Source organism: Niveispirillum sp. GW835-FHT14G11 (genome assembly GCF_058793615.1).
The window spans coordinates 188,745-212,462 of the sequence record NZ_JBXAFZ010000013.1 but is presented as its reverse complement, the minus strand read 5'-3'; the positions used below and the strand labels follow the sequence as shown (position 1 = coordinate 212,462).

The window sequence follows — 23,718 nt, the reverse complement described above, 5'->3', positions numbered from 1 at the left end:
CCGGGTGGTAGCTTTGCGCCATGGTTAACAGTAACCCGGAGCCCCTGGGGCCGCAACATGCGCCTTTGGGATCAAGACTTTGGTCGGGAGGTGTCCGGCGTCATGTCCAGCCACAGGTCTTTGTCGTCCAGCGGGGTGGCGGCCGGCAGGTCGGGGTTGGTCAGGTTGAAGATGCGGGCGCCCTGGAACCGCGACAGCGGGAAGATCGACGCGGTGGACGGATGCCTTTCCATGAAGCGGCGCAAGCGCCCTTCCCTGGCCATGCGGGTCAGGCCCGTCTCCATGCGCCTGGCCAGTTCCCGTTGACCCGGGGCCACGAACAGGTACATGGGCAGCGGATAGACCAGCAGCAGCCTGTCATAGACGATGACCCCCTTGTCCCCCATGGTCGCCACCTCCCCGTCGATCTCATTGATGGCGCGGGGAAGATAGTCGCAGCGCCCGTCATGGAGGCCGGGATAGGCCATGTCGATCCAGTCGAACTCCATCACCCGCAGCCCGGCCGCGCGCAGCACGGGCGTGTCCGGCCAATAGGCCCCCTGGCAGGCCTTCAGATGGGACAACTGGTCCAGCTTGGTGATCTTGTCGAATTCCGCCTTGCGGTCGGCCCGGATGACCAGGGCACGCTGCCCCGTCAACCCCATGTCGAGGGGGATGCGGATGGGGGTGACGATCCCTTCCCGCAGGCGACTGGTCGTGGTCCAGAGCATATCCAGTTCATTATGCGCCAGCTGCGCCAATAAACGCGCCTGGGGCACATCCTCCGGCACCTTGGACAGGCGGGCGGGACCAAACTCCGCCGTCGTATCGGCCAGCACCTGTTCGATCAGGTCGAGATAGAAGGAACGGACATTATGGCCGGCGGGCGAGGCGTTATGTTCCACACGATAGGTGCGCACACCGTCATCCGCCGCCGACGCATGCGCCGGGACCAGTCCCGTCATTGACAGCAGCAGCACCAACAGCCACCGCATGCCCATCCTCCCATCCGCCCGTTGACCGGGCATATGCATGCCAAGGTATGTCGCCTAGCACACAAGGTTTCCACGACTATGACAAGCGGAAAACAGTGGAGATTTCAACCAGCCAATTTACCGAAGTTTGGCTGGCGGGAGAACAAGGTGCGCGACAAACAGGTCGTGAGCCGCGTCGGCCCGCCTTTGATGCTCTCTCGGGTGGTTCGCGATGGGGTGAATATAGTTACAGCGCTTCGCCCCGCACCAGACGCGGCAGTTCGCCGACAATGCCCATGGCGTGCTGCATGAAGAACTTCTTGGCCGGCTTCAGCGGGGCCAAATTGTTGATCGCCGCCATGCCCAGACGGCGGGCATGGGCCAGCGGCTTGATATCATTGCTGAACAGCCGCACCAACGCGTCGGTGGTGGCCAGCAGGGTCACCGTGTCCACCCGGCGCCAGCGCTGATATCGCTCCAGCACGTCCGGAGAACCGGGGTCCAGGCCGACGCGCAGCGCATCCACCACCACCTCCGCCAGGGCCGCCAGATCGCGGATGCCGACATTCAGGCCCTGGCCGGCGATCGGGTGCATGCCATGGGCGCTTTCGCTGACCAGGGCCAGGCGGGTGTCGATATAGCGCTCGGCGTGGCTCAGGCCCAGCGGCCAGGCCCAACGCCCGGCCACGGGTGTAACGTTGCCCAGCCAGTCGCCCACGCGCAGCTGAAGCTCCTCCCGGAACCGGTCGTCGGACAGGCCCATGTAGAAATCGACGCGATCCGACGGCTCGGTCCAGACAATGCTGGTATGGTGGCCGCCGGCCAGGGGCAGCATGGCGAAGGGGCCGGTGGGCAGGAACTGTTCCACCGCCACACCGCCATGCGGGCCGTCATGGCGGATGGTGCAGACGATGGCGTGCTGCTGATAGGACCAGGCGATCTGCTTGATGCCCGCATGCTCCCGGCAGAAGCTTTTCTTGCCGTCGGCCCCCACTACCAGACGCCCGGTAATGGTGCATCCATCGGCCAGGGTGACGCGCACGCCCGATGCGTCCCGCTCCATGGCGGTCACCGTGGCCGGGGCCAGATGCGTGACGGCGGGCAGTTCCTTCAGCCGGCGATAGAGCGCGAAACGCAGCACCCGGTTTTCGATGATCCAGCCGAAGGGGCGATCCCCCACCTCCCGGTGATCATAATGCAGGAACAGAGGCGATGACTGGTCGGTGACGCGAATATCCAGCATCGGCCCGACATTGCCATCCAGATGGTCCCAGACACCCGCCCCCATCAGCACGGTGCCGGCGCCATAGGCGATGGCGGTGGTACGGCCGTCGAAATCGGGCTGCAGCGTCTCTTCCGCCGGCTCGCGGTCGATGACCAGGGTGGAAACGCCGGCCGTCCCCAACGCACAGGCGAGCGTCAGGCCGGAGAGGCCCCCACCCACGATGATGATATCGGCCCTGTGGTCGGCATTCTGCACGGTCATGATGCGGTTTCCCGGAACTTGGCTGCTCTTTTGGGCGTTGAGAAGCTTGGAGCAAGCCTTGACGCCTGTCCAGACGGCGTGGCGTCGCAGGGGTTGCTTAATTTTTAATCAGCATCTGCCCATGTGCGCGCCTATTCTTAACCACACGGGGACCCGGCTCGGATTTTTCGCAGCGTACACCTTAGGAAATGGCGCGCGGCACGGTTCTTGTAAGTTAGGATGGCGATGCGCCGGGGCTTCCCGCTCCAGCGCCGGCATCCGTAGTCGTTTCTGTTTCCATGCAGAGGAAGGGAGAGCGCAATGAAGCTCGTCGTGGCCATCATCAAGCCGTTCAAGCTGGACGAGGTGCGCGAGGCCCTGACGGGACTTGGCATCCAGGGCCTGACCGTCTCGGAGGTGAAGGGGTTCGGCCGGCAGAAGGGCCAGACCGAGATTTATCGCGGCGCTGAATATTCCGTCAGCTTCCTGCCCAAGGTGAAGGTGGAAGTGGCCGTTACGGACGAGCTGGTGGATGGCGTCGTCGATGCCATCCAGAAGGCCGCCAATACCGGCCGCATCGGTGACGGCAAGATCTTCGTGCTGGACGTCGTGCAGACCGTGCGCATCCGCACCGGCGAGCAGAACGGCGACGCGCTGTAAGTTTGTTCCCTCAAACGCCGGGCGGGCGCATCCGCGCCCTTGGGCTAACGTGACCACATGGTCGCGGGCCGCCGGTCGGTGGCCTGGGCGGTTATTCTGTCAGGTTGACCGGTAACCCAGGCATTTCCAGGCGTCCAGGCCCGTTCGCGGAACCTTCCGCGAACGGGCTTTCCTGATTCGTTCACGGAAAATTTCTGATTCGCATCAAAGACTTACAAGAGTTTTCAACGTTTTTCTTAGCCTTTATCCACAAGCCCTTGTAACAAGGCGCTTCTTCGGCTCCGCCCGCCCCGAATGGGTTGCTTGTGCCGGGCGGGAGCGGCGGCTACAATTCGGCGACACCCCATTTCGCCAGCCGCCAAGGGCCAAGATGTTCGACGCCGCCGCCAATGAAATCCAGGCGCCCTGCCGCAGCGACCGGCTTTCCGACCTGTCCGAATATCCGTTCCCGCGGCTGCATGCGCTGCTGGCCGATGTCACGCCGCTGGCCAATGTCGCGCCCAGCATCCTGACCATCGGGGAACCGCAGAACGAGCCGCCGCCGATCCTGACCCGCACCCTGGCGGCATCCGCGCCCTTGGCCTGGGCCAAGTATCCGCCCACAGCCGGCACGCCCGCCTTCCGGGCATCGGTGGCCGGCTGGCTGTCCCGCCGCTTCAACCTGCCAGACGGGTTCATCGCCGCCGACAAGACCATTCTGCCCGTCTGCGGCACGCGCGAGGCGCTGTATCAGCTGGCCCAGCTGGTGGTGCCGGCGCGCAAGGCCGGCGGGCGGCCCGTGGTGCTGATCCCCAACCCGTTCTACGCCGTCTATCAGGGTGCGGCCGTGATGGCGGGGGCGGAGCCGGTGTTCCTGGACGGTACCAGGGAAACGGGCTACCTGCCCGACCTGGATGCGGTACCGGAAGAGCTATGGGAACGCACGGCCCTGTTCTATCTCTGCACCCCCGCCAATCCGCAAGGTGCGGTGGCCAGCCTGGACTACCTGAAGCGCGCCCTGACGCTCGCCCGCCGGTACGGTTTCACCATCGCCTTCGACGAATGCTATGGCGAGCTGTGGCACGGCACGCCCCCCGCGGGTGGCCTGGATGCCGCCCTGGCGCTGGGCGGCGACAAGCCGCTGTCCAACCTGCTCAGTTTCCACTCGCTTTCGAAACGATCCAGTGCTGCTGGGCTTCGTTCCGGGTTCGTTGTGGGTGATCCAGACCTGATCGCCGGCTTCACCCGCCTGCGCGCCTATTCCCTGGCCGGCATGCCGCTGCCCGTGCTGGACGCGGCCACGGCGCTGTGGGCCGATGACGCGCATGTCGAGGTCAACCGCGCCTATTACCGCGCCAATGTCGATGCCGCGCAGGCGGTGCTGGAAGGCAAGTTGGGCTTCTATCGCCCCGATGCCGGCTTCTTCTTGTGGCTGGACGTCACCGGCGTCGCCGCCAATGGGGAAGAGGCGACCCGGCGCCTTTGGCGCGAGGGCGCCATCAAGGTGCTGCCCGGCACCTATCTGACCCAGCCGCATGTCGATGGCCATAATCCCGGCGACCGCTATATCCGCATCGCGCTGGTGCAGGATGCCGACAATGTCGCCCGGTCGATGGAACGGCTGGCCCGTATCCTGACGTGACCCTTCCTTGATCCCGCTGACCGGACGAGCCCTTCCATGCCGAGCCGCCCCGCCCAACAGACCCAATCCCCCGGCCGTCCCGCGCCGCGCGGGCCCATGCCGATTTCTGGTACCACAGGCGGCATCGGGGGCGGCACCGGCCCGCGCAAGTCGCGCCTGCTGCCCGATGGCATGATGGCCTTCGCGCTGCGCCGGCTGGTGGAAGGGGGCGGGCTGCTGGTGGTGATGGTCGGTCTGGCCCTGCTGCTGTCCTTCCTGTCCTATGACAGCCGCGACCCGTCCTGGAGCACGGCGGTGCCGGGCGACAATATCCCGGTGGGCAACCTGTTGGGCCGCACAGGTGCCTATATGTCGGACCTGCTGCTGCAATCGCTGGGCTATGCGGCCTATCTGCTGCCCTTGTTCCTGCTGGGCTGGGGGTTCCGCATCTTCCGGCACCGGCCGGTGCGCAATATTGCCCTGCGCGTGCCGCTGGCTCTGGCCGCCGTGCTGGTCATGGCCATGGCCATGGTCTGTCTGGCCCATGGCAATGCCGCCTGGGGCGGGCCCGCCGGCGCCATGCTGGTCAAGCCGCTGTTGAAGCTGGTGGTGGCGCTGGCCGGCGGCGTGTCGGGGCTGGTCATGGGGCTGGCTCTGCTGGTACCGGCCTTGTTCTTGTGCCTATGGGCGCTGGACGTGCGGCTGTGGGAAGTGACGGAGTTCGCCCGCAGCCTGGGCAAGCGTGCTCGCAGCCTGCGCACCGCCAGCACCAAGGCTGATGCGGAGGACGAGGCGTCGCCACCGGCCCCTGCCCAGGCCACCCGCTGGAGTGCGCAGCCCCAGCCCGCGGCAGCCGCCGACAAACCGACGCTGGGCGGCAAGGCTACCGCCCTGTTCGCCCGCCTGCGGCCCAAGCGCAAGGACGCTGCCCCGGCCGCGACGGCACCGGTCCCCACCGCGCCGCGCGTGGGCCCAAGCCTGGCGGGGGGTTTGTCTGTCGCGCCCGACGATGGCCAACCCCCGGTGAAGGAGGCCCCCGCCAGCCCGGCGGAGGAACGCCGCCGCCACGCCCCGCCCGTGGTGGCCCCCGCGCCGAAGCCCCTGCCCGAAGTGGCGCGCAAGGTGGAGAAGGCCCGCCAGGCGAATTTGCTGCTGGAGCCGGAGGCGCGCGGCGATTACGAGCTGCCGCCCGTCGACATCCTGCAATTGCCGCCCCATGGCGTCGGCCCGCTGATGAGCGAGGAAGCGTTGCAGCGCAATGCCGAGATGCTGGAAAGCGTGCTGGAGGATTTCGGCGTGCGCGGGCAGATCGTCAAGGTCAGTCCCGGCCCCGTGGTGACGCTGTACGAGCTGGAACCCGCACCGGGCGTGAAATCGGCCCGCGTCATCGGTCTGGCCGACGATATCGCCCGGTCCATGTCGGCCGTGTCGGTGCGCGTGGCCGTGGTGCCCGGCCGCAATGTCATCGGCATCGAGATGCCCAACCAGAAGCGCGAGACGGTTTACCTGCGCGAACTGCTGATGTCGGATGCCTATGAGAAGAGCCAGCAGAAGCTGGCCCTGGTGCTGGGCAAGGATATCGGCGGCGGCCCGATCATCGCCGATCTGGCCCGCATGCCCCACCTTCTGGTCGCCGGCACCACCGGGTCGGGCAAGTCGGTGGCCATCAACACCATGATCCTGTCCATCTTGTACCGGATGCCGCCGGACAAGTGCCGCTTCATCATGGTCGATCCCAAGATGCTGGAACTGTCCATCTATGAGGGCATTCCCCACCTGCTGGCGCCCGTGGTGACTGACCCCAAGAAGGCGGTCGTGGCGCTGAAATGGGCGGTGCGGGAGATGGAGGACCGGTATCGCAACATGTCCAAGCTGGGCGTGCGCAATATCGACGGCTACAACGCGCGCCTGAAGGAGGCGCGCCAGAACGCGGAAGTGCTGATGCGCCGCGTCCAGACCGGTTTCGACCCCGACACGGGCAAGCCGATCTATGAGGAACAGCCCATCGACCTGACGGAACTGCCCTATATCGTCGTCATCGTCGATGAGATGGCGGACCTGATGCTGGTGGCCGGCAAGGATATCGAAGCCGCCATCCAGCGCCTGGCGCAGATGGCGCGCGCCGCCGGCATCCACCTGATCATGGCCACCCAGCGCCCGTCGGTTGACGTCATCACCGGCACCATCAAGGCCAATTTCCCCACCCGCATCAGCTTCCAGGTCACCAGCAAGATCGACAGCCGCACCATCCTGGGCGAACAAGGCGCCGAACAGCTGCTGGGCCAGGGTGACATGCTGTACATGGCCGGCGGCGGCCGCATCACCCGCGTCCATGGCCCCTTCGTGCGCGACGAGGAGGTGGAACAGGCGGTGAAGTTCCTGAAGGCCCAGGGCGAGCCCTCCTATATCGACGCGGTGACGGAGGAGGATGAGGAGTTCGATCCATCATCGGCCGAAGGCGGCGGCGGCGGCGGCGAGAAGGGTGGGGAGGCGTCGGGCGACGACCTGTATGACCAGGCCGTTGCCGTGGTGACGCGGGAAGGCAAGGCATCCACCAGCTTCATCCAGCGCCACCTGCGCATCGGCTACAACTCCGCCGCCCGCCTGATCGAGCGGATGGAGAAGGAAGGCGTGATCAGCAAGGCCAACCATGCCGGCAAGCGCGAGGTGCTGGCCCGCAGCGCGGATGACCACGAGAGTTATAATTAAGGGGGCATGGGGGTCACGCCCACGGCTCCGTCTCCAGCCCCACCCGCACCACGGCGTCGCCCTGTTGGGCGCGCCACTGGCTCCAATGCTGGAAATGTGGCGACGCGTGATGGGCGCGCATCGCCGCCTCGTCCACGAATTCCTCCCAGACATGGAAGATGGCGGGGCCGCCCACTGCCTCCTCCGACCGGCTCCGCGCCGCGCGGAACTGGATGCAGCCAGGCTCCTGCCGGCTACCCTGCAGGTTATGGCCGAAATACTCGATGAACCCGTCCAGATGGGTCAGGGCCACCTCGAGCCTGATCAATCGTCCCTCGCGCGCCATCCTCTTTCCTTTCATGATCATGGACCGGCCTGCGGCACCTGGCCGTCGACGCGGATATCCTGCACGGCAATGCCGCCCTTGCCGTCGAAACGTACATAGAGGTCCACCACGCCTTTGCCGTCGCGCAACCAATCATCCAGGGCCCTCGCCCTTTCCTGGGATTGGTAGAGGCGCAGTTCGCGGTCCGGATCGGCGAGCGGCATGGGGCAGGATGCCAGCACCTCCGTCGCACAAGACGGCAACACGGTGAAGCCGGGCCGGCCCGGATCCTTCGGCCGATCGACCAGACAGATGCAATCGTTGGGGCCATGGCGGTCGCGCAGGCCATGTATGTCCAACCGGGCCGACAGATAATGGCCGCGCAGCAGGTCGCGCGGGTCGTAACCCAACAGGCGGATACGCATGCCGGGATCGCCGGCACTTGAAAAGGGCAGCCACAGGGCCCAGCCGGCCAGGACCAGGGTGGGAAGCAGCAGCAGGGCTGCCCGCAGGATGGATGTCCTCATGCCCCCTTCCCCCCGCCCCAGGACATGACCCGGCTGGCTCCGAAAGCCAGGGCGATCAGCACCAGGCCGGCCAGCACCAACCCCAGGCCCGTGGCCATCAGCCCCCCTGCCGCATCCAGATAGGCCACGAACACCCGCACGGCGATCAGGGCCACGGCCAGACGGAACACGTTGGTCTGGTGCGCCACCAGGGCCAGCCGCGCCAACCCGATCCAGTAGAGGCAGAACGCCACGCCCGTGACGATGGCGCCAGCGACACCGGAAAACAGCAGCGGCAGGACGCACAGCGGTGCCGTCAGGGCCACGGCCAGCCCCAGCCCGATCCGCAAGGTTCCGCGCCGGTCGGCCGGAACCAGCAGATGTGCCGCCGCCAAGGCCAGCAGGCCGATGCCGGCACCGATCAGGGCGTCCGTCTGCGTCGCCACCGTGGCTGGCCGGTCGCGCAACGGCTGCACGATCAGCAGCATGATGGTCAGGCCCAGAATGGCGGCCCCAGCCGCAACCTGCCCGCAATGCCGGGCCCAAGCCGGCGGCAGGGGCGGACAGGCGGCGCGCAGGGCGTAGAGCGCGGCCAGGAACAAGGCGACACAGGTCGTCATCAACCGGTTGCCGTCCAGCCACTTCTCATGATCATCCAGCGTGGCCAGAAACCAGGCGAACAGGCCCAGGGTCCAGACCCAGCGGTTCAGCCCGCCGCGCGCCAGGACCAGGGTGAAGGGGGTGGCCAGCAGCAGCCAGCCGCCCAGCAGGCCTGCGGTCGTGCCCTGCAACTGGAAGCTTTGCCCGATATGGGCGATCAGGCCCAGGGTGGAGAGCGAGAGCAGCAGCACGCCCCCTTCCACACGCGCAGCCCGGTCGGGATCACGCTGCCGCGCCCAGTACCAGATGGCCCCGCCCAGGCCCAGATTGACCGTCACATGCAGGCCCAGGCGCAGGCTGATGGGGATGTCGTCCCAGTTGGCGGCGATGATGGCGATGATGCCGACGCCGATGGTGAAGGCGCCCAGCACGGCCAGCGCCAGGGTCAGCTTCGGCCGGCCGCGCGATGCCTCGAACGCGGCGATGCGTTCGGCCTGGTCGGCATCGATGAAGCCCTCACGCCGCCAGTCGGCCAGCTTGCCCTGCAACCCGAAAAACGGACCCATGCAACCTTCCCGTCTTGGTTTGCCGTCAGGGTGGGGCAAAGCCCTTCCCTGCACAAGGCATCAATCCGGTAAACGCGGCAACAGCAATGCCGCTGCCCCCAACGTCTGCACGATCGCCACGGCCAGGGTCAGCGCCGGCAATCCCAGGGTGATGAAGGGGGCCAGCAGGGCTGTTCCCGCCGACGAGATGCCGGTGATGAACAGGATGACCAGGGCCGACGCCCGGTCGTCATCGCCGCGCCCCGCCATGATGGCCCGCAGGAAGCCGGGCGGCCCGCGCAGGCCCAGGCCGATATTCATGGGCGCGAACAGCACCGACAGCACCCAGACGGGGCCGCCGCCGGTCCAGCCATAGGCCAGCAGCAGCAGGCCAGACAGGAAGGCCAGCAAAGTGCCGATCCAGATCATCCGTTCCACGCCGAACCGCTTAGCCAGGCCGCCGGCCAGATTGGCAGCGATGGCGAACAGTGTGACGCCGATGGCCTGCATCAGAACGAAATCACCCATGGTGCCGCCCATGCCCACGGTGATGGTGACCGGTGCCCCGAACACGAAGATCAGCAGCCCGCCCAGCACGCCGCCATGCGACAGGCCATAGTGCAGGAACACGGGATCGCGCAGCAGCCGCAGATATGATCCTTGCCGCCGCTTCTCCACCCGGCCGCCGGGCAGAATGCGCCAGCCGGCCCCCAGACAGGCCAGCACCACCAGCGACGCCAGCGCCACCACCAGGAACGGCGCCTGCCACCCGGCCCAGGCGATCAGGGCGGCACCGGCCAGGGGGGCCGCACCCGGTGCGATGGCCTCGATCGAGCCCAGCAGGGCGAGCGCGCGCATGGCCCCGACCTCGTCAAACAGACGGCGGATGATACCGGGCGCGAAGACGGCCGGCGCCGATCCCGCCAGTCCCTGACCGAAGCGCAACGCGATCAACTGGTCCAGATCATCGACCAACACCGACAGACCGGTCAGCACACCGAAACCGGCGATGGCCAGCATCAGCAGCAGGCGGCGGTCGAAGCGCGCCGCCAGGGTGCCGAACAGCAGCATACCGGCCATGGCGCCGGCCACATAGGCCGCGATCACCAGCTGTGCCCGCGGCACGTCCCCGCCCGGCAGCGTCGCCAGCACCGGCAGCGCCGGTAGGATCAGGTCGATCCCGGCCATGCCCAGCAGTGTGCCCATCACCAGCAGGGCGCAGATCAAGCTCCGCGTCATGCGCCAATCCCCTTTCCCCAAATCTTTCAACGCCAATAAATCCGATATTGCATCTATTCCATATATCGATATCCAGGCCCCAGGCATGCGCCATGATCAATCGAGCGACCCGATAGAGATTGATTGCAAATTGTGCGGAACCAGGACAGAAAATAGGCATCGGTTGCACAGGTTTTACCCATGCCGCGTCACTTGCTTGTTCGCCATGAAACGCGCCACCCGCACCTGACCGCCCATGTTAAGGCGGGTCTGGGGGCGGCGGTATCCATCGCGGCGGCGGGCTGGCTGGCCGGGGTCACGCATCTGCCGCTGCTGCTGGCGCCGTTCGGGGCCAGTGCCGTGCTGCTGTTCGCGCAGGCTGCCAGCCCGCTGGCCCAACCGGTGAACGTCATTGGCGGCTATCTGCTGGCGGGGCTGGTGACCCTGCTGGCCCATATGGCCCTGCCCGGCGACTGGTGGGTAGTGGGGCTGACGGTGGGCCTGTCGATCACCGCCATGTCGCTGGCCCGGCTGACCCATCCGCCGGCGGGTGCCATGCCCGTGGTGGTGGCGGGATCATCCGCCATGCCGGCGCTGGAATTGCTGTCCATCGCGGTGGCCGGGGCCGTGGTCATGACCCTCTATGCCGCCTTGCACCACCGGTTGCCCCCGCGCTTCGATTATCCCAAGCGGCCGGCACCCGCCGTCAGGTAAGGGACGCGTCAGGGCGACGCACCGTCGGCCGCCATGGTCAGGGCGCGGATAATGGATTTCCAGTCATCGGCGATTCTTGGCAGGCGTGATTTGACCATCAGCAGGATGCTCAGGTCGCGGCCCCGGTCGATGCGCGGCCAGGTGCCGAAGGCGCCGGGGCTGGAGATGATGGGGCAGGACCCGTCACCCTCCAGCGCCTCGCACCACAGGCCGATGCCATAGCCCTTCATGGCTTCCGCCGCTTCCGGCTGCTCCCGCCGGTCGGCGCTGCCGATGCGGTCATGTTCCATGGCGGGGAAGATGTCGGCCGGCAGCAGGCGGCTGCCATCGGCCATCAGGCCCCGGCGGGCGATCAGCAGCAGGATGCGTTCATAATCGTCCGGGCTGGCGATCAGGCCGCCGGCCACCCCCCACTGATCACCCCAGCGGCAGGCGGACGACAGGCCCAGCGGATCGGCGATCAGGCGGCGGAACAGGCTGTTCCAGTCGGCCCCGCCCGCCTGTTCGGCCAGATAGGCCGCCACCTGCATCGAGACGCCGGAATAGGCGAAGACCTGGCCCGGCTGCCCGATCAGGTCCATGTCGGCCAACCCCTTCGCGGCGGTGGTCGGCGTGGGATAGCGCCGGTCCTGGCGGACAGGGCCGATGGCGGGCAGGGCCGATGTATGGCTCATCAACTGCGCCAGCGTGATGGAAGATGCCGGACCGGACGCCACCAGCCCCGCCTGACCCAAGGTCAGGTCCAGGCGCAACCGGCCCTGCACCACCAGGGCCATGATCACCAAACCCGCCACCCATTTGCTGGCCGATGCCACCGGGATGGCGGTGCCCGGCCCGATATCGCCGAAATAGCCGCGATAAAGCACCTGTCCCCGGTGATGGGCCACGGCCGCCACCCCGTCCAGCCGGTGGCGGCGGATGGCATCCTGGATCAGGCCGGTCACTGCCGGCAGGTCGGGGGAGGAAGGATCGACCGCCGCCGCGCCCGCCCGCAGCAATGTCAAGAACGGGCCGGCGGCCAGCAGGGACAGGATCAGGCGGCGGTTCAGCATGGCGGCACCTCAGGGATGGAAACCATTCCTTGTACGCGCCACCAACGCCGACCCTGCCTCAGCCCCCCACCGTCGTGGTCAGGGTCTGGTCACCGCGGCGCACGGCGATGGTCCAGCGGCGGACCTGGACGGCCAGGGCCGAATCCAGGTCGCCCACGCGGCGGATATCGGCATTGTTGACCGACAGCACCACATCCCCCGGCCGCACGCCCAGGCTGGCGGCGGGCGTGCCCCGCCCGACCTCCAGCACCACCACGCCGCTGTCGGCGCCGTCGAAGCGCAGTTCCTCCACCAGGGCCGGGTTCAGGTTGGCGACCTTGGCACCCGACAGCGGGTTGCGCCCCGCCAGGATGGTCTCCTGTCGTGCCGGTTCCTCCGGCGGGCCGATCAGGCGCAGCGGCAGGGTGGTCTCTCTGCCCCCGCGCAGCACGGTGATGGTGGTGTTGCCGCCCACGCCCAGCGTGGCCACGCGATAGCGCATGCTGTCGGGATCATCCACGGGCTTGCCCTTGACGGCCGTCACCACGTCACCGACCTTCAGCCCCGCCTGATCGGCCGGCCCGCCCTTGCGCACCTGGTTGATCAGCACACCCGCCGGACGGGGAAGGCCCATGGATGATGCGATCTCGCTGGTCACCGGCTGGCCACCGGCCCCGATCCAGGGGCGCACCAGCTTGCCGCCATTGCGCACCGCTTCCACCACCGTGCGCACCATGTTAGCGGGAATGGCGAAGCCGATGCCGATGGACCCGCCCGACCGGCTGTAGATGGCAGTGTTGATGCCGACCAGCCGCCCATCCATGCCGATCAGCGCCCCACCGGAATTACCCGGATTGATGGCGGCATCGGTCTGGATGAAGAAATTATAGTCGGAGATGCCGACGGCGGTGCGGGCCACAGCCGACACGATGCCGCTGGTCACCGTCTGGCCCACGCCGAACGGGTTGCCGATGGCCAGCACCAGATCGCCCACCTCCAGATCGTCGCTGTCATGCATCTCCAGCACGGGCAGCTTCTCCTTGCCCGGATCGATGCGCAGGACGGCCAGATCCACCTGCTCATCCGTGGTCACCAGCCGGGCAGCGAATTCCCGCCGGTCGGACAGGACCACGGTGATCTCGTCGCTGTCCTTGATGACATGGGCGTTGGTGACGATCAGTCCATCGGCACCCAGGATGACGCCCGACCCCAGGCTGCTTTCCACCCGTTCGCGCGGGATGCCGGACAAAGCCTCCCCGAAGAAGCGCTGGAACAGGGGGTCCTGCAACAGGGGGGAGATGCGCTGCTGCACCCGGCGCTTGGTGTAGATGTTCACGACCGCGGGGCCGGACTGCTTCACCAGGGGGGAGAAGGACAGCATCATGTCGGCGCGGCTGGCCGGCACGGCCTGGGCCAGGGCGGGAACGGGGGACAGCAGCAAGGCGGCCAGCGACAGCACCGCCAGACGGGGGGCGAACAGCTTCATCATCACATCCCGAAGAATGGGTCGCGGATCAGCAACGGGCGGAGCAGCTCTGCAACTCCGCCTTGCAGGTCGCCCCCATGCCATAGTCGGTGCGGCCGACCTGGGAGGTATTGCCGGGGCTGGCCGATTGCTGATCCATGCAGATATTGTTGTCGCGATTGCATTGCGCCAGACAGGCGCGGCGCGGGTCCAGCCCCTCGCGGGATTCGCGCTGGGCGGGAGCGGACATGCAGCCGGCGAGGCTGGCCAGGGCCAGCAGGGCGGCGGCGACACGGACGGCGTTGTTCATGATGGGGCTTCCAAGAGGGGACTTGGCCTGCATCCTAGGCCGATCGGCGAGGGGCGCAACAGGGATGGTTGTCGCGGGCAAAGATGGCGGCCGCGGGGCGGCCCAACCGGCTGGTATCGGAACGTCAGAAAACGCGCGCACAAGTCTATGCAATTTCTCTTAAATATGTTCGGGATTTCTGTCAGAACGAAAACGGCGGCCCGGATGGGCCGGACCGCCGTCAACGGAGGTAAAGAGGCATGAAGACAATGCCCTTTATCCTGTTGCTCCGGGTTCCGATCTGGGGGCGGCGTGTGTTGCACGTCACCATCCTGATCAACCGGGCATAAGGAGGGTGGGTCGGTGTGTAGGATCACCGGCCCACCTTCTCCCGACTATAAGACAAATCTTCCCGCCTGACCAGAAAGACCTTACCCAGGCACACCAATATCACCGACGGGAGCGCTCACGCCGCCATGCCGGCCGCATGGGCACTGGACCAGGCCCATTGGAAATTATAGCCCCCCAGCCAGCCGGTGACGTCCACCGCCTCCCCCACCACATAGAGGCCGGGGATTTTCCGGGATTCCATGGTCTTGGACGACAGTTCGGCCGTGTCGATGCCGCCCAGCGTCACCTCCGCCGTGCGATAGCCTTCCGTGCCATCGGGATGGACTTTCCAGGCGTGCAGCGCCGACGCCAGCGCCGTGAGATCGGCATCCTTCAGGTCGGCCATGGGCCGGCTGACCAGCGGCGCGGGGCCGATCAGGGCCGTCTCGAACATCCGTTCCGCGAAGCGGCGGGGCAGCAGCTCGCCCAGGATGGTCTTCAGTTCCGCCTTGTGCCGCGTGCGTTTCAGCCCCTTCAGATGGTCGGCCAGGGGCTGGTCGGGGGACAGGTCGATGGATACCCCCTGCCCCGGCTGCCAATAGGAACTGATTTGCAGGATCGACGGACCCGACAGGCCGCGATGGGTGATCAGCAGCGCCTCGCGGAACCGTCCTTTGCCGCAGGAGACGGTGGCCTCCAGCGGCACGCCGGACAGGTCCTTCAGCTTTTCCAGATCGGAAGGCGCAAAGGTCAGCGGCACCAGGGCTGGACGCGGCTCCACCAGCGACAGACCCCATTGGCGGGCCAGCCGGAAGGCGAAGTCGCTAGCCCCCATCTTGGGGATGGACGGGCCACCGGTGGCCAGGATGAAGCTGTCGGAGGTGAAGGTGCCATGGCTGGTGGTGAGGGTAAAACCGCCCCCCTCCCCCTTCGCCACATCGTCGATGCGGCAGGCGGTGCGGATGTCCACGCCGGCATCGGCGCATTCATCCAGCAGCATCCCCAGGATGCGCGGCGCGCCATCGTCGCAGAACAACTGGCCCAGCTTCTTCTCATGCCAGCCGATGCCGTGGCGTTCGACCAAGCTGATGAAATCATGCTGCGTATGCCGCTTCAGCGCGGAGATGCAGAAGGATGGGTTGGCGGAGAGATACCGGTCGGGCCTGGCTTCCAGATTGGTGAAGTTGCAGCGCCCGCCGCCGGAGATCAGTATCTTCTTGCCCACCTTCTCCGCATGGTCGATGACCAGCACGCGCCGCCCCCGGCGGCCCGCGAAGATGGCGGCGTAAAGCCCGGCAGCCCCGCCGCCGGCGATGATGATGTCCTGCTTGTCCATCGCACTTCAGATGTCGTTGTAGCGAGAAGCTGTAAAAATCCACCGCCACATTGTCAATCCATGCTCGGCACCATGACAGGCATCTCCACAAAAGGTTGGATTCATGCTAGCACCCCGATTGAAGAGATGTATCTGGAACGGGGACTGGAATGCGCAGCGTATATGCGATTGCATGCCTTATGATCGTTGCAGCTCCTGCCTATTCGCAGGAAGCGGACCGGAATTCGACTTTCGGCATTACATTTGGGGACACACTTGAAAAGTTGCGCGCAAAAGGCACGGTTTTCACCGTAGCAACCGATATCAAGTCGAACGCGGCGGAATGGTACCACGTTCAGAAATTTCCCAATCACCCACAGGAAACTGACCTTGCCGCCATTGCCGTCACGGATAAAGGTCTACAAAAAATCATCTGGATGTCAAAAACGATAACCGATGATGCCCTAGGCAGCGAGGGGAAGAGGAAATTTTCATACTATGAAGAAATATTGACCAAGAAATACGGCCCGGTCGAATCATCTTTCACGGTGAAAAGAACGGGCATGACACTTTACAAGGACGCGGATGAATTCTACCAATGCCTAAAATACGATGGGTGTGGTTATTGGATGACCGGCTGGAAGGGTGATTGGGGGACTGCGATTCTTACAATAGAAGGAACCAGCAATCGAGGCTCCGGCTGGCTGAAAATAGCGTACGAAGGGCCGTATTGGTCGGCCGCACTGCAGGCGGAAAAGGCCAAGCAGCAGCAGAAGGATCAGGGCGCCTTCTGAGAGCGTGATTCACGTTTCGGATGGGAATCCCTTGAACAGATATTATCCGCCTTCCAGATCGTCCAGATCGGGCAGACCCTTGGCGTTGGCCAGCTTGCATTTGGAGAAATCCACGCCGCGCAGGTCGGCATTGGTCAGGTTGGCATCCGACAGGTCCGCCCCCTTGATGGAGACGTTGCGGATCTGGGCCTGGCGCAGGTCGGCACCGGTCAGGTTGGCCCCCGACAGGTCGGCCCCCACCAGGATGGCCTTGCCCAGGCGGGCGCGTTCCATATTGGTCTGCCAGTCATGGCCCTGGATATTGATGGGCGATGCCAGCACGCCCGTCATGTCCGCGCCCACCAGCATGGAGCGGATCATGCGGGCCCCGCGCATGTTGGCATTGCGCAGATTGGCCCCGCGCAGGTCGGCGGATGACAGGTCGGCCATCAGCAGGGCGGAGCGCGACAGGTTGGCATTGCGCATCACGGCGCCGCGGAAGATGCCGGCCGACAGGGTCATGCGCGACAGGTCCAGGCCCGTCAGATCCTTGCCCGACAGGTCCAGCTGCTTGCCGGCGGCGCCATTGGTCTCGATCCATTTGGCGTGTGCCGTCAGCATGTCGGCCAGGCTTTCCTCCATCCCGGCCAGCTGCTCGATGGTCTTCACATCCTCCATATTGGCCAGCGTCAGGTCGACCCCGTCCAGGATGGCACCGATCAGGTTGGCGCCCCGCAGGTTGGCGTGGCGCAGGATGGCACCGGTCATGATGGCGCCTTCCAGGTTCGCCCCCTCCAGGTTCGCCTCCGTCAGGTCGCAACTGGTCAGATCGCAGCCTGTCAGGTTGCTGTCCGACAGGTTGGCCTTGACCAGGATGGAGCCGCGCAGGTCGGCGTCGCGCAGGTCGGTCTGCATCACAAAACTGTCGGACAGCCGCGCTTTGGACAGGGTGGCGCGCATGATGACGGCCTTGGACAGGTCCGCCTCCGACGTGGATTGCACCGACACCAGTTCGCCATTGCGGGCCAGCGCCAGCGTGCCGTTGCGGAAATCGGCCGAGGTCAGGTTGCAGCTGATCATGACCGCCCCGCGCAGGATGGCGCCGCGCATGTCGGCCGCCGTCAGGTCGGCATGCATCAGATCGGCCTCTGCCAGATCGGCGGCATAGAAATTGGTCATGCGCAGGTCGGCCCCGCGCAGCAGCGTGTTATGCAGCTTGGCCCCGGTGAAGTCGGCCGAGGCCAGCACGGCACCCGACAGGTCCAGGTTCGACAGCTCGCACAGCTTGAAATGCGCCCGCACGCCAGTGACGCGCTGTTCCACGAAGGCCTGATGCTGCTTCAGCATCACATCCAGGTCGCTCTGCACGATCTTGTTGCGATAGACGCCCAGGCGTTCATCCAGGAGCGAGGGCGATTTCTGGATCGCCACCTTGCTGAGGTCGGTCCGGGAGGAGCCGTCGGTGCGGGTGAACTTCGACATGGATGCGGCAATACCTGGAAACCGGGCCGGAAACGCCCGGCCGCCCTTGTAAACGCATTAAGACATGAGCCCAGGCCTGACGCAAAGGGGTATTGCGTAAGGTTAGGGCCGCGTCACGAGAACATCATGCGGGTCAATCCATCGAAACCTTGCCACGCATCTTCTTCACGTCGGCCCGCGTGGTTTTCGCGTCCAGCCGGCGGGTCTTCGACGCCAGCGTCGGGCGGGTCGGCCGGCGGGGCGCCTGGCGTTCGGCGGCCTTGGCCAGGATTTCCACCAGCCGGGCGCGCGCATCTTCGCGGTTGCGCTCCTGACTGCGGTGGGACTGGGCCACCAGCACCAGCACGCCATCGGCCGTCAGCTTGCGCCCGGCCACGCCGCGCACCCGCTGTTTCAGCCAGTCCGGCAAGGTCGGCGAATTGGCGACGTCGAAGCGCAGCTGCACCGCTGTTTCCACCTTGTTGACATTCTGCCCGCCCGGACCGCCGGCGCGCAGGAAACTCTCCTGCAGCTCCTCCTCGTCGATGGCGATATGGGGGGTAATGGGGATCATGGTTCCGGTTCCGCTGGCCTGTCCCGTCAACAACAGGAAACGGGGCTTGCCGTCAAGGGCCCGGCGGCGGCGGCTTGCGGGCGGGCACCGGGGAAGACTGGGCCGGGGTGGGGGCACCCTTCTTGCGGCCATGGGTGATGCGCGGTTCCGGCGGGTCGATGCGCGGTTGCGCCGGGCCGTCCACCGTGGCGGCGGGCGGTGCGGGTGGGAGCGGGTCCTGCAAGGCCCGCTGCGCCCGGTCGGCATCCAGGCGCAGGCCATCGGCCTCGCGCTGGCGCATGGGATCGGGATTGGGCCGCAGCGACAGATCCGACTGGCCGCGCAGCGTATCCACCTGCATCCGCCCGCGTTCGGCGTCCAGCGGGCTGGGGCTGATGGGGGCGCCGAACGTCGGCGGGGGCGACAGCAACGGGTTCTCCTGTGCCCCGGCGGCAACCGGGAACAGGATGGAAAGGGCGGTCAGCGCCAGCGGAAGGATCAGTCTGCGCATGGACCTCATATGGGCCGCCCTGCCGCACCCGCACACCCCCCCGCAAAGTGGGAAGCCAGATATGCGGAAGAAGGGGAAAACGCCCCTTGCACCATCAGCCCTTTGCATGGATAAGCTGTTTTCACGACGCACCCGCACGTGCCCCTGGCCCCTTGTGCCACGCAACGACGTCAGGCGTCCTTTTTGGCAGCACCGGTCAACCGTGGGCCGGTACCCCCGAGAGGGAAGTCGATATGAACGCCGTTATGCCCCATCGGGCCATGGTTCGGTAAGGACCCCACTGGCCCGCCTCGTCCGTTGACGCTTTGCGGTCTTCCCCAGACCCGGCAATCACGACGCGGAACCAGAAATCCAGATCACCGCACATGCCGGCCGGCAGGTCCGTACCGCCGCCGCCATCATTCCATATTTCCGCCATGTCCCGCGCCCCTTGATCGGCGAGGCTGGTGGCATGGGGCATCCGCCCCCGGGGGACCGTCTCCACATGGCCCAGATCCGTTTTCGCACCGCCGTCGCCCCGCTGCGCCGCAGCCATAACCGCACCCATGCCGTCCACCTGCCCAGCGTCAACGCGATGGTGGCGCGGCTGGAGCCGGCGGAGCCCATGCATTGCATCCGCCCCGCCACCCTGCGCGCCACCGCCGGCCGCTTCATCGACCTGTTCGACCAGGCCACGGGCGGCCATGGCGATGTGCTCTATGCCGTGAAGTGCAATCCCGACCCGGCCTTCCTGCGCGCCCTGTACCAGGGCGGCGTGCGGCATTTCGATTGTGCCTCGCCGGCCGAAATCCGCGTCGTGCGCCAGATGTTTTCCGACGCGCAGATCCATTACATGCATCCGGTGAAGAACCGCGCCGCCATCGCCAAGGCCTATGGCGACATGGGCGTGCGCGACTTCTCCCTGGACAGCCTGGACGAGCTGGACAAGATCGTCGCCGTCACCGGCGGGGCCGATCTGGGCCTGTTCATCCGTCTGGCCATGCCCAAGGGCAAGGCCGCCTATGATCTGTCGGGCAAGTTCGGGGCGCAGTTCGACGATGCCGTCACCCTGCTGCGCCGGGCGCGCACCGTGGGCGCCCGTGTCGGCCTGTGCTTCCATGTCGGCAGCCAGATGATGGAACCGGCCGCCTATGGCCGCGCCCTGGAACTGGCCGGCCGGGTGATCGCGGCGGCGGGTGTCGCCATCGACGTGCTGGATGTCGGCGGCGGCTTCCCGGTCGCCTATCCGGACATGGACCCGCCCGACCTGACGCTGTACATGGACGCCATCGCCCAAGGCCTGCGGACGCTGAACCTGCCCGCGTCGGTGCGCATCTGGTGCGAGCCGGGCCGCGCCCTGGTGGCCGGCGGCGGGTCGGTGGTGGTGCAGGTGGAACGCCGCCGCGGGTCGGACGAGCTGTTCATCAATGATGGTGTCTATGGCAGCCTGTCGGATGCCGGCGTGCCCGGCTTCCTGTTCCCCTGCCGTCTGGTCCGCCGGTCCAGCGCGCCGCTGGCGCCGTTCAGCTTCTGGGGTCCCACCTGCGACAGTGCCGACCGCATGAAGGGCCCCTTCCTGCTGCCGGCCGATGTGCGCGAGGGCGACTGGATCGAGATCGGGCAGTTGGGCGCCTATGGCGCCACGCTCAGGACCGAGTTCAACGGCTTCGACCAGGCGCATCTGGTGGAGGTCTGCGACGGTCCGCTGCTGGAAACCGCGGGACATGGGGCAAAGGCGCCCTTGTCCTGGGCTGCCGCCTGATCCAATCCGGTGTGCAGCGACTATATCGGTGCCCAAGGGGGAAATAATGAATTCCGCACCTGCAACGATCATGGCCGCCGACCGCCCTGTGTTCGCGCAGCAATTCAGCGTACTGCTCCAGGGACAGACACGAGTATTTCACGAAGGCGTCATTGCAACGCATGGCACCAAGGTGATACCTCTGTCTCACACCATCTTCACTAAACGTGAAGCTTGATATAGCATTGCGGTAGTACCAAACCGGGCGCGGGTCCCATCCTGTTGGACGGGGCCAGCGCCTTTCGTTGTCCTGCATCACATCTGAAGCACGTCAACCCCACAAGCCATGAGGCTCCCATAGGCGGGTAATAGCCCCGGAGAACCCACGAAAATGACCCAATATCAGAAGCATTGTGCCCTTCCCGGGCGTCTTGTGATGGTAGGTTTCGGCAGCATCGGACAAGGTGTCCTGCCCCTTATTCTGCGGCATATCGACATCAAGCCCCAGAACATCACCATCATCACGGCGGACGAGCGCGGCCACGGTGAGGCTGACTATTTCGGCATCAAGTTCGTCAAGGAACCGCTGACCCGGCAGAATTACCGGGCCATGCTGGAACCCCTGCTCTCCAAGGGCGATTTCCTGCTGAACCTGTCCGTGGATGTCTCCTCCACGGCCCTGGTTGAGCTGTGCGCCGAACGCGGCGCGCTGTATCTGGACACCTGTATCGAGCCCTGGCCCGGCGGCTATACCGACCCCAGCCTGTCGCCGTCCCAGCGCTCCAACTACGCGCTGCGCGAGCAGGCGCTGGAACTGCGGGGCCGGCTGGGCACCACGGGTCCCACCGCCGTGCTGACCCATGGCGCCAATCCCGGTCTGGTGTCGCATTTCGTGAAGCAAGCGCTGCTGAACATCGCGGAGGATACCGGCCGCGACGTGACCGACGTGCCGGCCGACCGCGCCGGCTGGGCGACGCTGGCCCATGAACTGGGCGTCAAGGTGATCCATATCGCCGAACGCGACACCCAGGTCTCCTCCATCCCGAAAAAGCGGGGGGAGTTCGTCAATACCTGGTCGATCGATGGCTTCATCTCCGAAGGCTGCCAGCCGGCGGAGCTGGGCTGGGGCACGCATGAGGCCACCTTCCCGCCCGACGGCATCCGCCACACCTTCGGCACCCAGGCCGGCATCATCCTGAACCGGCCGGGCGTGACCCAGCGCGTGCGCACCTGGACCCCGATGGAAGGCCCCTTCCACGGCTTCCTGATCACGCATAGCGAGGCGCTGTCGATCCCCGATTACCTGACCGTGCACGACGCGGACGGCAAGGCGATCTATCGCCCCACCTGCCACTATGCCTATCACCCCTGCGACGACGCCGTGAAATCGATCCACGAATTCGCCGGCAAGAACTACGTTCAGCAGGAGACGCAGCGCCTGATGATGAAGGAGATCATCGACGGTGTGGACGAGCTGGGTGTGCTGCTCGCCGGCCATGAAAAGGGTGCCTACTGGTTCGGCTCGCAGCTGACCTGCTCGGAAGCCCGCCAGCTGGTCGAATTCAACAGCGCCACCAGCCTGCAGGTCACGGTCGCCGCCTTGTCCGGCATGATCTGGGCCATCGAAAACCCCGACCGCGGCATCGTGGAGGCCGACGACATGGATTTCCAGCGCTGCCTGGATATCTGCATGCCCTATCTGGGTCCGGTGGTGGGGGCCTATACGGACTGGACCCCGCTGGAGGGCCGCAACAAGCTGTTCGTCGAGGACGTGGACATGTCCGATCCGTGGCAGTTCAAGAATATTCGGGTGGTGTGAGGGGAGTGGGCGGGGGCCAGTAGGCCCCTGCTCCGTTGAATTCACATCGCGCGAAGACCGGACGTTTTTATAGCTTTTGTCTCCAATTTTTCTATTTTAATGTGCATTAAACCTTGGAACAGGAGCTCTCAGATGTCACGCGACATGAGCAACTTATCTTGGGCGGCTGTTGAGGGCCGCTGGAAAAGGCTGAACGAAGACACTTATCAGTTTTGTGGGGGCGAGTATGACCCACAAAATCAATCCGCTGAAGGATCCCCAGAGACACAAGGCGCGCAAAATAATAAATATGTTGAGTACGGTGTTTTGTTATGTGATGAAAAATTTAAGGATGGAGAGATTTCTGTAGATATTGAGTTTTCAAAAGTTGATCATAGATCAACGGCAGAAATAATTATACAATATAACGTGGAAACTAAAGATTTTCTAAGCTATGGCGTAACTGGTGGCGCGCTGGGAATGACGCCACAAAATTCGGGCTATATGTATAAACTGAGATATTTTGGCCAACCATTTGATGCAAACCAGAATTCAATCGCTCGCAATCGTGGATGGACTTCACTTTTTGAAGCTGGAACTGGATACAATATTAAAGAAAACAATGTTTATAAGTTGACCATAAAAGCAAGCGGTCAGACAATTATTCTTTATCTGGATGGCGTTGAAATTGGCAAAAAAGAATTGCCGGTACCCTCTCTGCCAGGATACCAATGCGGTATAATGGCGGGAAACGTTGGCGATGTTAAATTTAGGAATTTTCAGGTCTCATCAAAAAAGCCCTTAGCATTTGTAGTTATGCAGTTTGGTACTGAACAGTATGAGAGTCTATTCAGTGACGTAATAGAACCTGCATGCAATGCGGCGGGTATCGTGCCTTATAGAGCTGATTTTACATTTCTTCCCGGCTTAATAATTGAGGATATAAAGTCAAAAATACGAGAGTCGAGGATAATTATAGCAGAAATAACACCAAATAACCCGAACGTATATTTTGAGATTGGCTACGCCGATGCACTCGGAAAGCCCATAATATTAATATCCGATCAAAAAGAGGGGCTTAAGCCTTTTGATGTAAGGGCTTATAGGACGATTTTCTATGAAAATAGTATAAAGGGGAAATCTAGAATAGAGTCTGATCTGCATGCTTACCTGAGTGGCATATTATCATTTTGAGTGC

Annotated in this window: 21 protein-coding genes; 8 read left to right on the top strand and 13 right to left on the bottom strand. The window is 64.8% G+C overall.

Features of this window, described 5'->3' with window-relative positions; genetic code table 11:
• Positions 1-71 precede the first annotated feature (71 nt).
• Both AC1Q7F_RS23350 and AC1Q7F_RS23345 read right to left on the bottom strand, forming a co-directional pair.
• Positions 72-974: a hypothetical protein gene (locus AC1Q7F_RS23350; RefSeq protein WP_492510952.1), complete on the bottom strand. Its 903-nt coding sequence runs from the start codon at positions 972-974 to the stop codon at positions 72-74.
• Between the two features lie 226 nt (positions 975-1,200).
• The gene (locus AC1Q7F_RS23345) at positions 1,201-2,439 is read right to left on the bottom strand and encodes a UbiH/UbiF/VisC/COQ6 family ubiquinone biosynthesis hydroxylase (protein ID WP_492510951.1); all 1,239 of its coding nucleotides are present in this window, start codon (positions 2,437-2,439) and stop codon (positions 1,201-1,203) included.
• 300 nt (positions 2,440-2,739) lie between these two features.
• On the opposite strand from AC1Q7F_RS23345, the gene AC1Q7F_RS23340 reads away from it, so the two are divergent.
• The 3 genes from AC1Q7F_RS23340 (at position 2,740) to AC1Q7F_RS23330 (ending at position 7,387) form a co-directional block, all read left to right on the top strand.
• Positions 2,740-3,078, top strand: coding sequence for a P-II family nitrogen regulator (locus AC1Q7F_RS23340; RefSeq protein ID WP_094452794.1), 339 nt, complete (start codon positions 2,740-2,742; stop codon positions 3,076-3,078).
• Positions 3,079-3,448: 370 nt separating this feature from the next.
• Positions 3,449-4,699, top strand: coding sequence for an aminotransferase class I/II-fold pyridoxal phosphate-dependent enzyme (locus AC1Q7F_RS23335; protein WP_492510950.1), 1,251 nt, complete (start codon positions 3,449-3,451; stop codon positions 4,697-4,699).
• Between the two features lie 96 nt (positions 4,700-4,795).
• Positions 4,796-7,387 (top strand): DNA translocase FtsK, encoded by a 2,592-nt coding sequence (locus tag AC1Q7F_RS23330; protein WP_492510949.1) that lies wholly within the window; start codon positions 4,796-4,798, stop codon positions 7,385-7,387.
• A 13-nt stretch (positions 7,388-7,400) separates the two neighbouring features.
• On the opposite strand, the gene AC1Q7F_RS23325 is transcribed toward AC1Q7F_RS23330, so the two are convergent.
• The 4 genes from AC1Q7F_RS23325 to AC1Q7F_RS23310 are packed head-to-tail and all read right to left on the bottom strand — an operon-like array spanning position 7,401 to position 10,581.
• Positions 7,401-7,694: a putative quinol monooxygenase gene (locus AC1Q7F_RS23325; RefSeq protein WP_492510948.1), complete on the bottom strand. Its 294-nt coding sequence runs from the start codon at positions 7,692-7,694 to the stop codon at positions 7,401-7,403.
• A 35-nt stretch (positions 7,695-7,729) separates the two neighbouring features.
• Positions 7,730-8,218: a hypothetical protein gene (locus AC1Q7F_RS23320; protein WP_492510947.1), complete on the bottom strand. Its 489-nt coding sequence runs from the start codon at positions 8,216-8,218 to the stop codon at positions 7,730-7,732.
• Positions 8,215-9,363, bottom strand: coding sequence for a DUF2157 domain-containing protein (locus AC1Q7F_RS23315; RefSeq protein ID WP_492510946.1), 1,149 nt, complete (start codon positions 9,361-9,363; stop codon positions 8,215-8,217). The genes AC1Q7F_RS23320 and AC1Q7F_RS23315 overlap by 4 nt, the downstream gene beginning before the upstream one ends.
• Before the next feature lie 60 nt (positions 9,364-9,423).
• Positions 9,424-10,581, bottom strand: a complete 1,158-nt coding sequence (locus AC1Q7F_RS23310) for an MFS transporter (protein ID WP_492510945.1) — start codon at positions 10,579-10,581, stop codon at positions 9,424-9,426.
• 180 nt (positions 10,582-10,761) lie between these two features.
• Between AC1Q7F_RS23310 and AC1Q7F_RS23305 the strand changes: the two genes are divergently transcribed.
• On the top strand, positions 10,762-11,274 hold the full coding sequence (locus AC1Q7F_RS23305) for an HPP family protein (RefSeq protein WP_492510944.1): 513 nt from the start codon (positions 10,762-10,764) through the stop codon (positions 11,272-11,274).
• Positions 11,275-11,282: 8 nt separating this feature from the next.
• Here AC1Q7F_RS23305 and AC1Q7F_RS23300 read toward each other — a convergent pair whose 3' ends face one another.
• The 4 genes from AC1Q7F_RS23300 to AC1Q7F_RS23285 form a co-directional block, all read right to left on the bottom strand.
• Positions 11,283-12,326: a serine hydrolase domain-containing protein gene (locus tag AC1Q7F_RS23300; RefSeq protein ID WP_492510943.1), complete on the bottom strand. Its 1,044-nt coding sequence runs from the start codon at positions 12,324-12,326 to the stop codon at positions 11,283-11,285.
• A gap of 58 nt (positions 12,327-12,384) precedes the next feature.
• A complete protein-coding gene (locus AC1Q7F_RS23295) occupies positions 12,385-13,791 on the bottom strand; it encodes a DegQ family serine endoprotease (RefSeq protein WP_492510942.1) in 1,407 nt (468 codons plus the stop codon).
• 28 nt (positions 13,792-13,819) lie between these two features.
• Positions 13,820-14,080, bottom strand: a complete 261-nt coding sequence (locus tag AC1Q7F_RS23290; protein ID WP_492510941.1) for a hypothetical protein — start codon at positions 14,078-14,080, stop codon at positions 13,820-13,822.
• A 445-nt stretch (positions 14,081-14,525) separates the two neighbouring features.
• Entirely contained in the window at positions 14,526-15,725 is a 1,200-nt protein-coding gene (locus tag AC1Q7F_RS23285) for a BaiN/RdsA family NAD(P)/FAD-dependent oxidoreductase (RefSeq protein ID WP_492510940.1), read from the bottom strand.
• 149 nt (positions 15,726-15,874) lie between these two features.
• Here AC1Q7F_RS23285 and AC1Q7F_RS23280 point away from each other — a divergent pair, with 149 nt between their 5' ends.
• A complete protein-coding gene (locus AC1Q7F_RS23280; RefSeq protein ID WP_492510939.1) occupies positions 15,875-16,498 on the top strand; it encodes a hypothetical protein in 624 nt (207 codons plus the stop codon).
• Between the two features lie 42 nt (positions 16,499-16,540).
• Here the strand turns inward: AC1Q7F_RS23280 and AC1Q7F_RS23275 are convergent, their stop codons facing one another.
• The 3 genes from AC1Q7F_RS23275 to AC1Q7F_RS23265 all read right to left on the bottom strand — a co-directional run bounded on the left by AC1Q7F_RS23275 (position 16,541) and on the right by AC1Q7F_RS23265 (position 19,002).
• Positions 16,541-17,959, bottom strand: coding sequence for a pentapeptide repeat-containing protein (locus AC1Q7F_RS23275; protein ID WP_492510938.1), 1,419 nt, complete (start codon positions 17,957-17,959; stop codon positions 16,541-16,543).
• Between the two features lie 133 nt (positions 17,960-18,092).
• Positions 18,093-18,512: an alternative ribosome rescue aminoacyl-tRNA hydrolase ArfB gene (gene arfB / locus AC1Q7F_RS23270; protein ID WP_492510937.1), complete on the bottom strand. Its 420-nt coding sequence runs from the start codon at positions 18,510-18,512 to the stop codon at positions 18,093-18,095.
• Positions 18,513-18,564: 52 nt separating this feature from the next.
• Entirely contained in the window at positions 18,565-19,002 is a 438-nt protein-coding gene (locus tag AC1Q7F_RS23265; RefSeq protein ID WP_492510936.1) for a hypothetical protein, read from the bottom strand.
• Positions 19,003-19,486: 484 nt separating this feature from the next.
• On the opposite strand from AC1Q7F_RS23265, the gene AC1Q7F_RS23260 reads away from it, so the two are divergent.
• From AC1Q7F_RS23260 to AC1Q7F_RS23250, 3 genes are all read left to right on the top strand, one after another.
• Positions 19,487-20,743: a type III PLP-dependent enzyme gene (locus AC1Q7F_RS23260; protein WP_492510935.1), complete on the top strand. Its 1,257-nt coding sequence runs from the start codon at positions 19,487-19,489 to the stop codon at positions 20,741-20,743.
• 370 nt (positions 20,744-21,113) lie between these two features.
• On the top strand, positions 21,114-22,541 hold the full coding sequence (locus tag AC1Q7F_RS23255; protein ID WP_492510934.1) for a homospermidine synthase: 1,428 nt from the start codon (positions 21,114-21,116) through the stop codon (positions 22,539-22,541).
• 132 nt (positions 22,542-22,673) lie between these two features.
• Positions 22,674-23,714 (top strand): hypothetical protein, encoded by a 1,041-nt coding sequence (locus tag AC1Q7F_RS23250; protein ID WP_492510933.1) that lies wholly within the window; start codon positions 22,674-22,676, stop codon positions 23,712-23,714.
• Positions 23,715-23,718: the final 4 nt, after the last annotated feature.

What these genes read in the sequence shown, in the direction of transcription:
- AC1Q7F_RS23275 (WP_492510938.1), bottom strand. Translation starts at nt 17,959, where the DNA reads ATGTCGAAGTTCACCCGCACCGACGGCTCCTCCCGGACCGACCTCAGC.
- arfB (WP_492510937.1), bottom strand. Translation starts at nt 18,512, where the DNA reads ATGATCCCCATTACCCCCCATATCGCCATCGACGAGGAGGAGCTGCAG.
- AC1Q7F_RS23290 (WP_492510941.1), bottom strand. Translation starts at nt 14,080, where the DNA reads ATGAACAACGCCGTCCGTGTCGCCGCCGCCCTGCTGGCCCTGGCCAGC.
- AC1Q7F_RS23280 (WP_492510939.1), top strand. Translation starts at nt 15,875, where the DNA reads ATGCGCAGCGTATATGCGATTGCATGCCTTATGATCGTTGCAGCTCCT.
- AC1Q7F_RS23310 (WP_492510945.1), bottom strand. Translation starts at nt 10,581, where the DNA reads ATGACGCGGAGCTTGATCTGCGCCCTGCTGGTGATGGGCACACTGCTG.
- AC1Q7F_RS23350 (WP_492510952.1), bottom strand. Translation starts at nt 974, where the DNA reads ATGCGGTGGCTGTTGGTGCTGCTGCTGTCAATGACGGGACTGGTCCCG.
- AC1Q7F_RS23345 (WP_492510951.1), bottom strand. Translation starts at nt 2,439, where the DNA reads ATGACCGTGCAGAATGCCGACCACAGGGCCGATATCATCATCGTGGGT.
- AC1Q7F_RS23305 (WP_492510944.1), top strand. Translation starts at nt 10,762, where the DNA reads ATGCCGCGTCACTTGCTTGTTCGCCATGAAACGCGCCACCCGCACCTG.
- AC1Q7F_RS23265 (WP_492510936.1), bottom strand. Translation starts at nt 19,002, where the DNA reads ATGCGCAGACTGATCCTTCCGCTGGCGCTGACCGCCCTTTCCATCCTG.
- AC1Q7F_RS23260 (WP_492510935.1), top strand. Translation starts at nt 19,487, where the DNA reads ATGGCCCAGATCCGTTTTCGCACCGCCGTCGCCCCGCTGCGCCGCAGC.
- AC1Q7F_RS23295 (WP_492510942.1), bottom strand. Translation starts at nt 13,791, where the DNA reads ATGAAGCTGTTCGCCCCCCGTCTGGCGGTGCTGTCGCTGGCCGCCTTG.
- AC1Q7F_RS23320 (WP_492510947.1), bottom strand. Translation starts at nt 8,218, where the DNA reads ATGAGGACATCCATCCTGCGGGCAGCCCTGCTGCTGCTTCCCACCCTG.
- AC1Q7F_RS23250 (WP_492510933.1), top strand. Translation starts at nt 22,674, where the DNA reads ATGTCACGCGACATGAGCAACTTATCTTGGGCGGCTGTTGAGGGCCGC.
- AC1Q7F_RS23315 (WP_492510946.1), bottom strand. Translation starts at nt 9,363, where the DNA reads ATGGGTCCGTTTTTCGGGTTGCAGGGCAAGCTGGCCGACTGGCGGCGT.
- AC1Q7F_RS23255 (WP_492510934.1), top strand. Translation starts at nt 21,114, where the DNA reads ATGACCCAATATCAGAAGCATTGTGCCCTTCCCGGGCGTCTTGTGATG.
- AC1Q7F_RS23285 (WP_492510940.1), bottom strand. Translation starts at nt 15,725, where the DNA reads ATGGACAAGCAGGACATCATCATCGCCGGCGGCGGGGCTGCCGGGCTT.
- AC1Q7F_RS23340 (WP_094452794.1), top strand. Translation starts at nt 2,740, where the DNA reads ATGAAGCTCGTCGTGGCCATCATCAAGCCGTTCAAGCTGGACGAGGTG.
- AC1Q7F_RS23330 (WP_492510949.1), top strand. Translation starts at nt 4,796, where the DNA reads ATGCCGATTTCTGGTACCACAGGCGGCATCGGGGGCGGCACCGGCCCG.
- AC1Q7F_RS23300 (WP_492510943.1), bottom strand. Translation starts at nt 12,326, where the DNA reads ATGCTGAACCGCCGCCTGATCCTGTCCCTGCTGGCCGCCGGCCCGTTC.
- AC1Q7F_RS23335 (WP_492510950.1), top strand. Translation starts at nt 3,449, where the DNA reads ATGTTCGACGCCGCCGCCAATGAAATCCAGGCGCCCTGCCGCAGCGAC.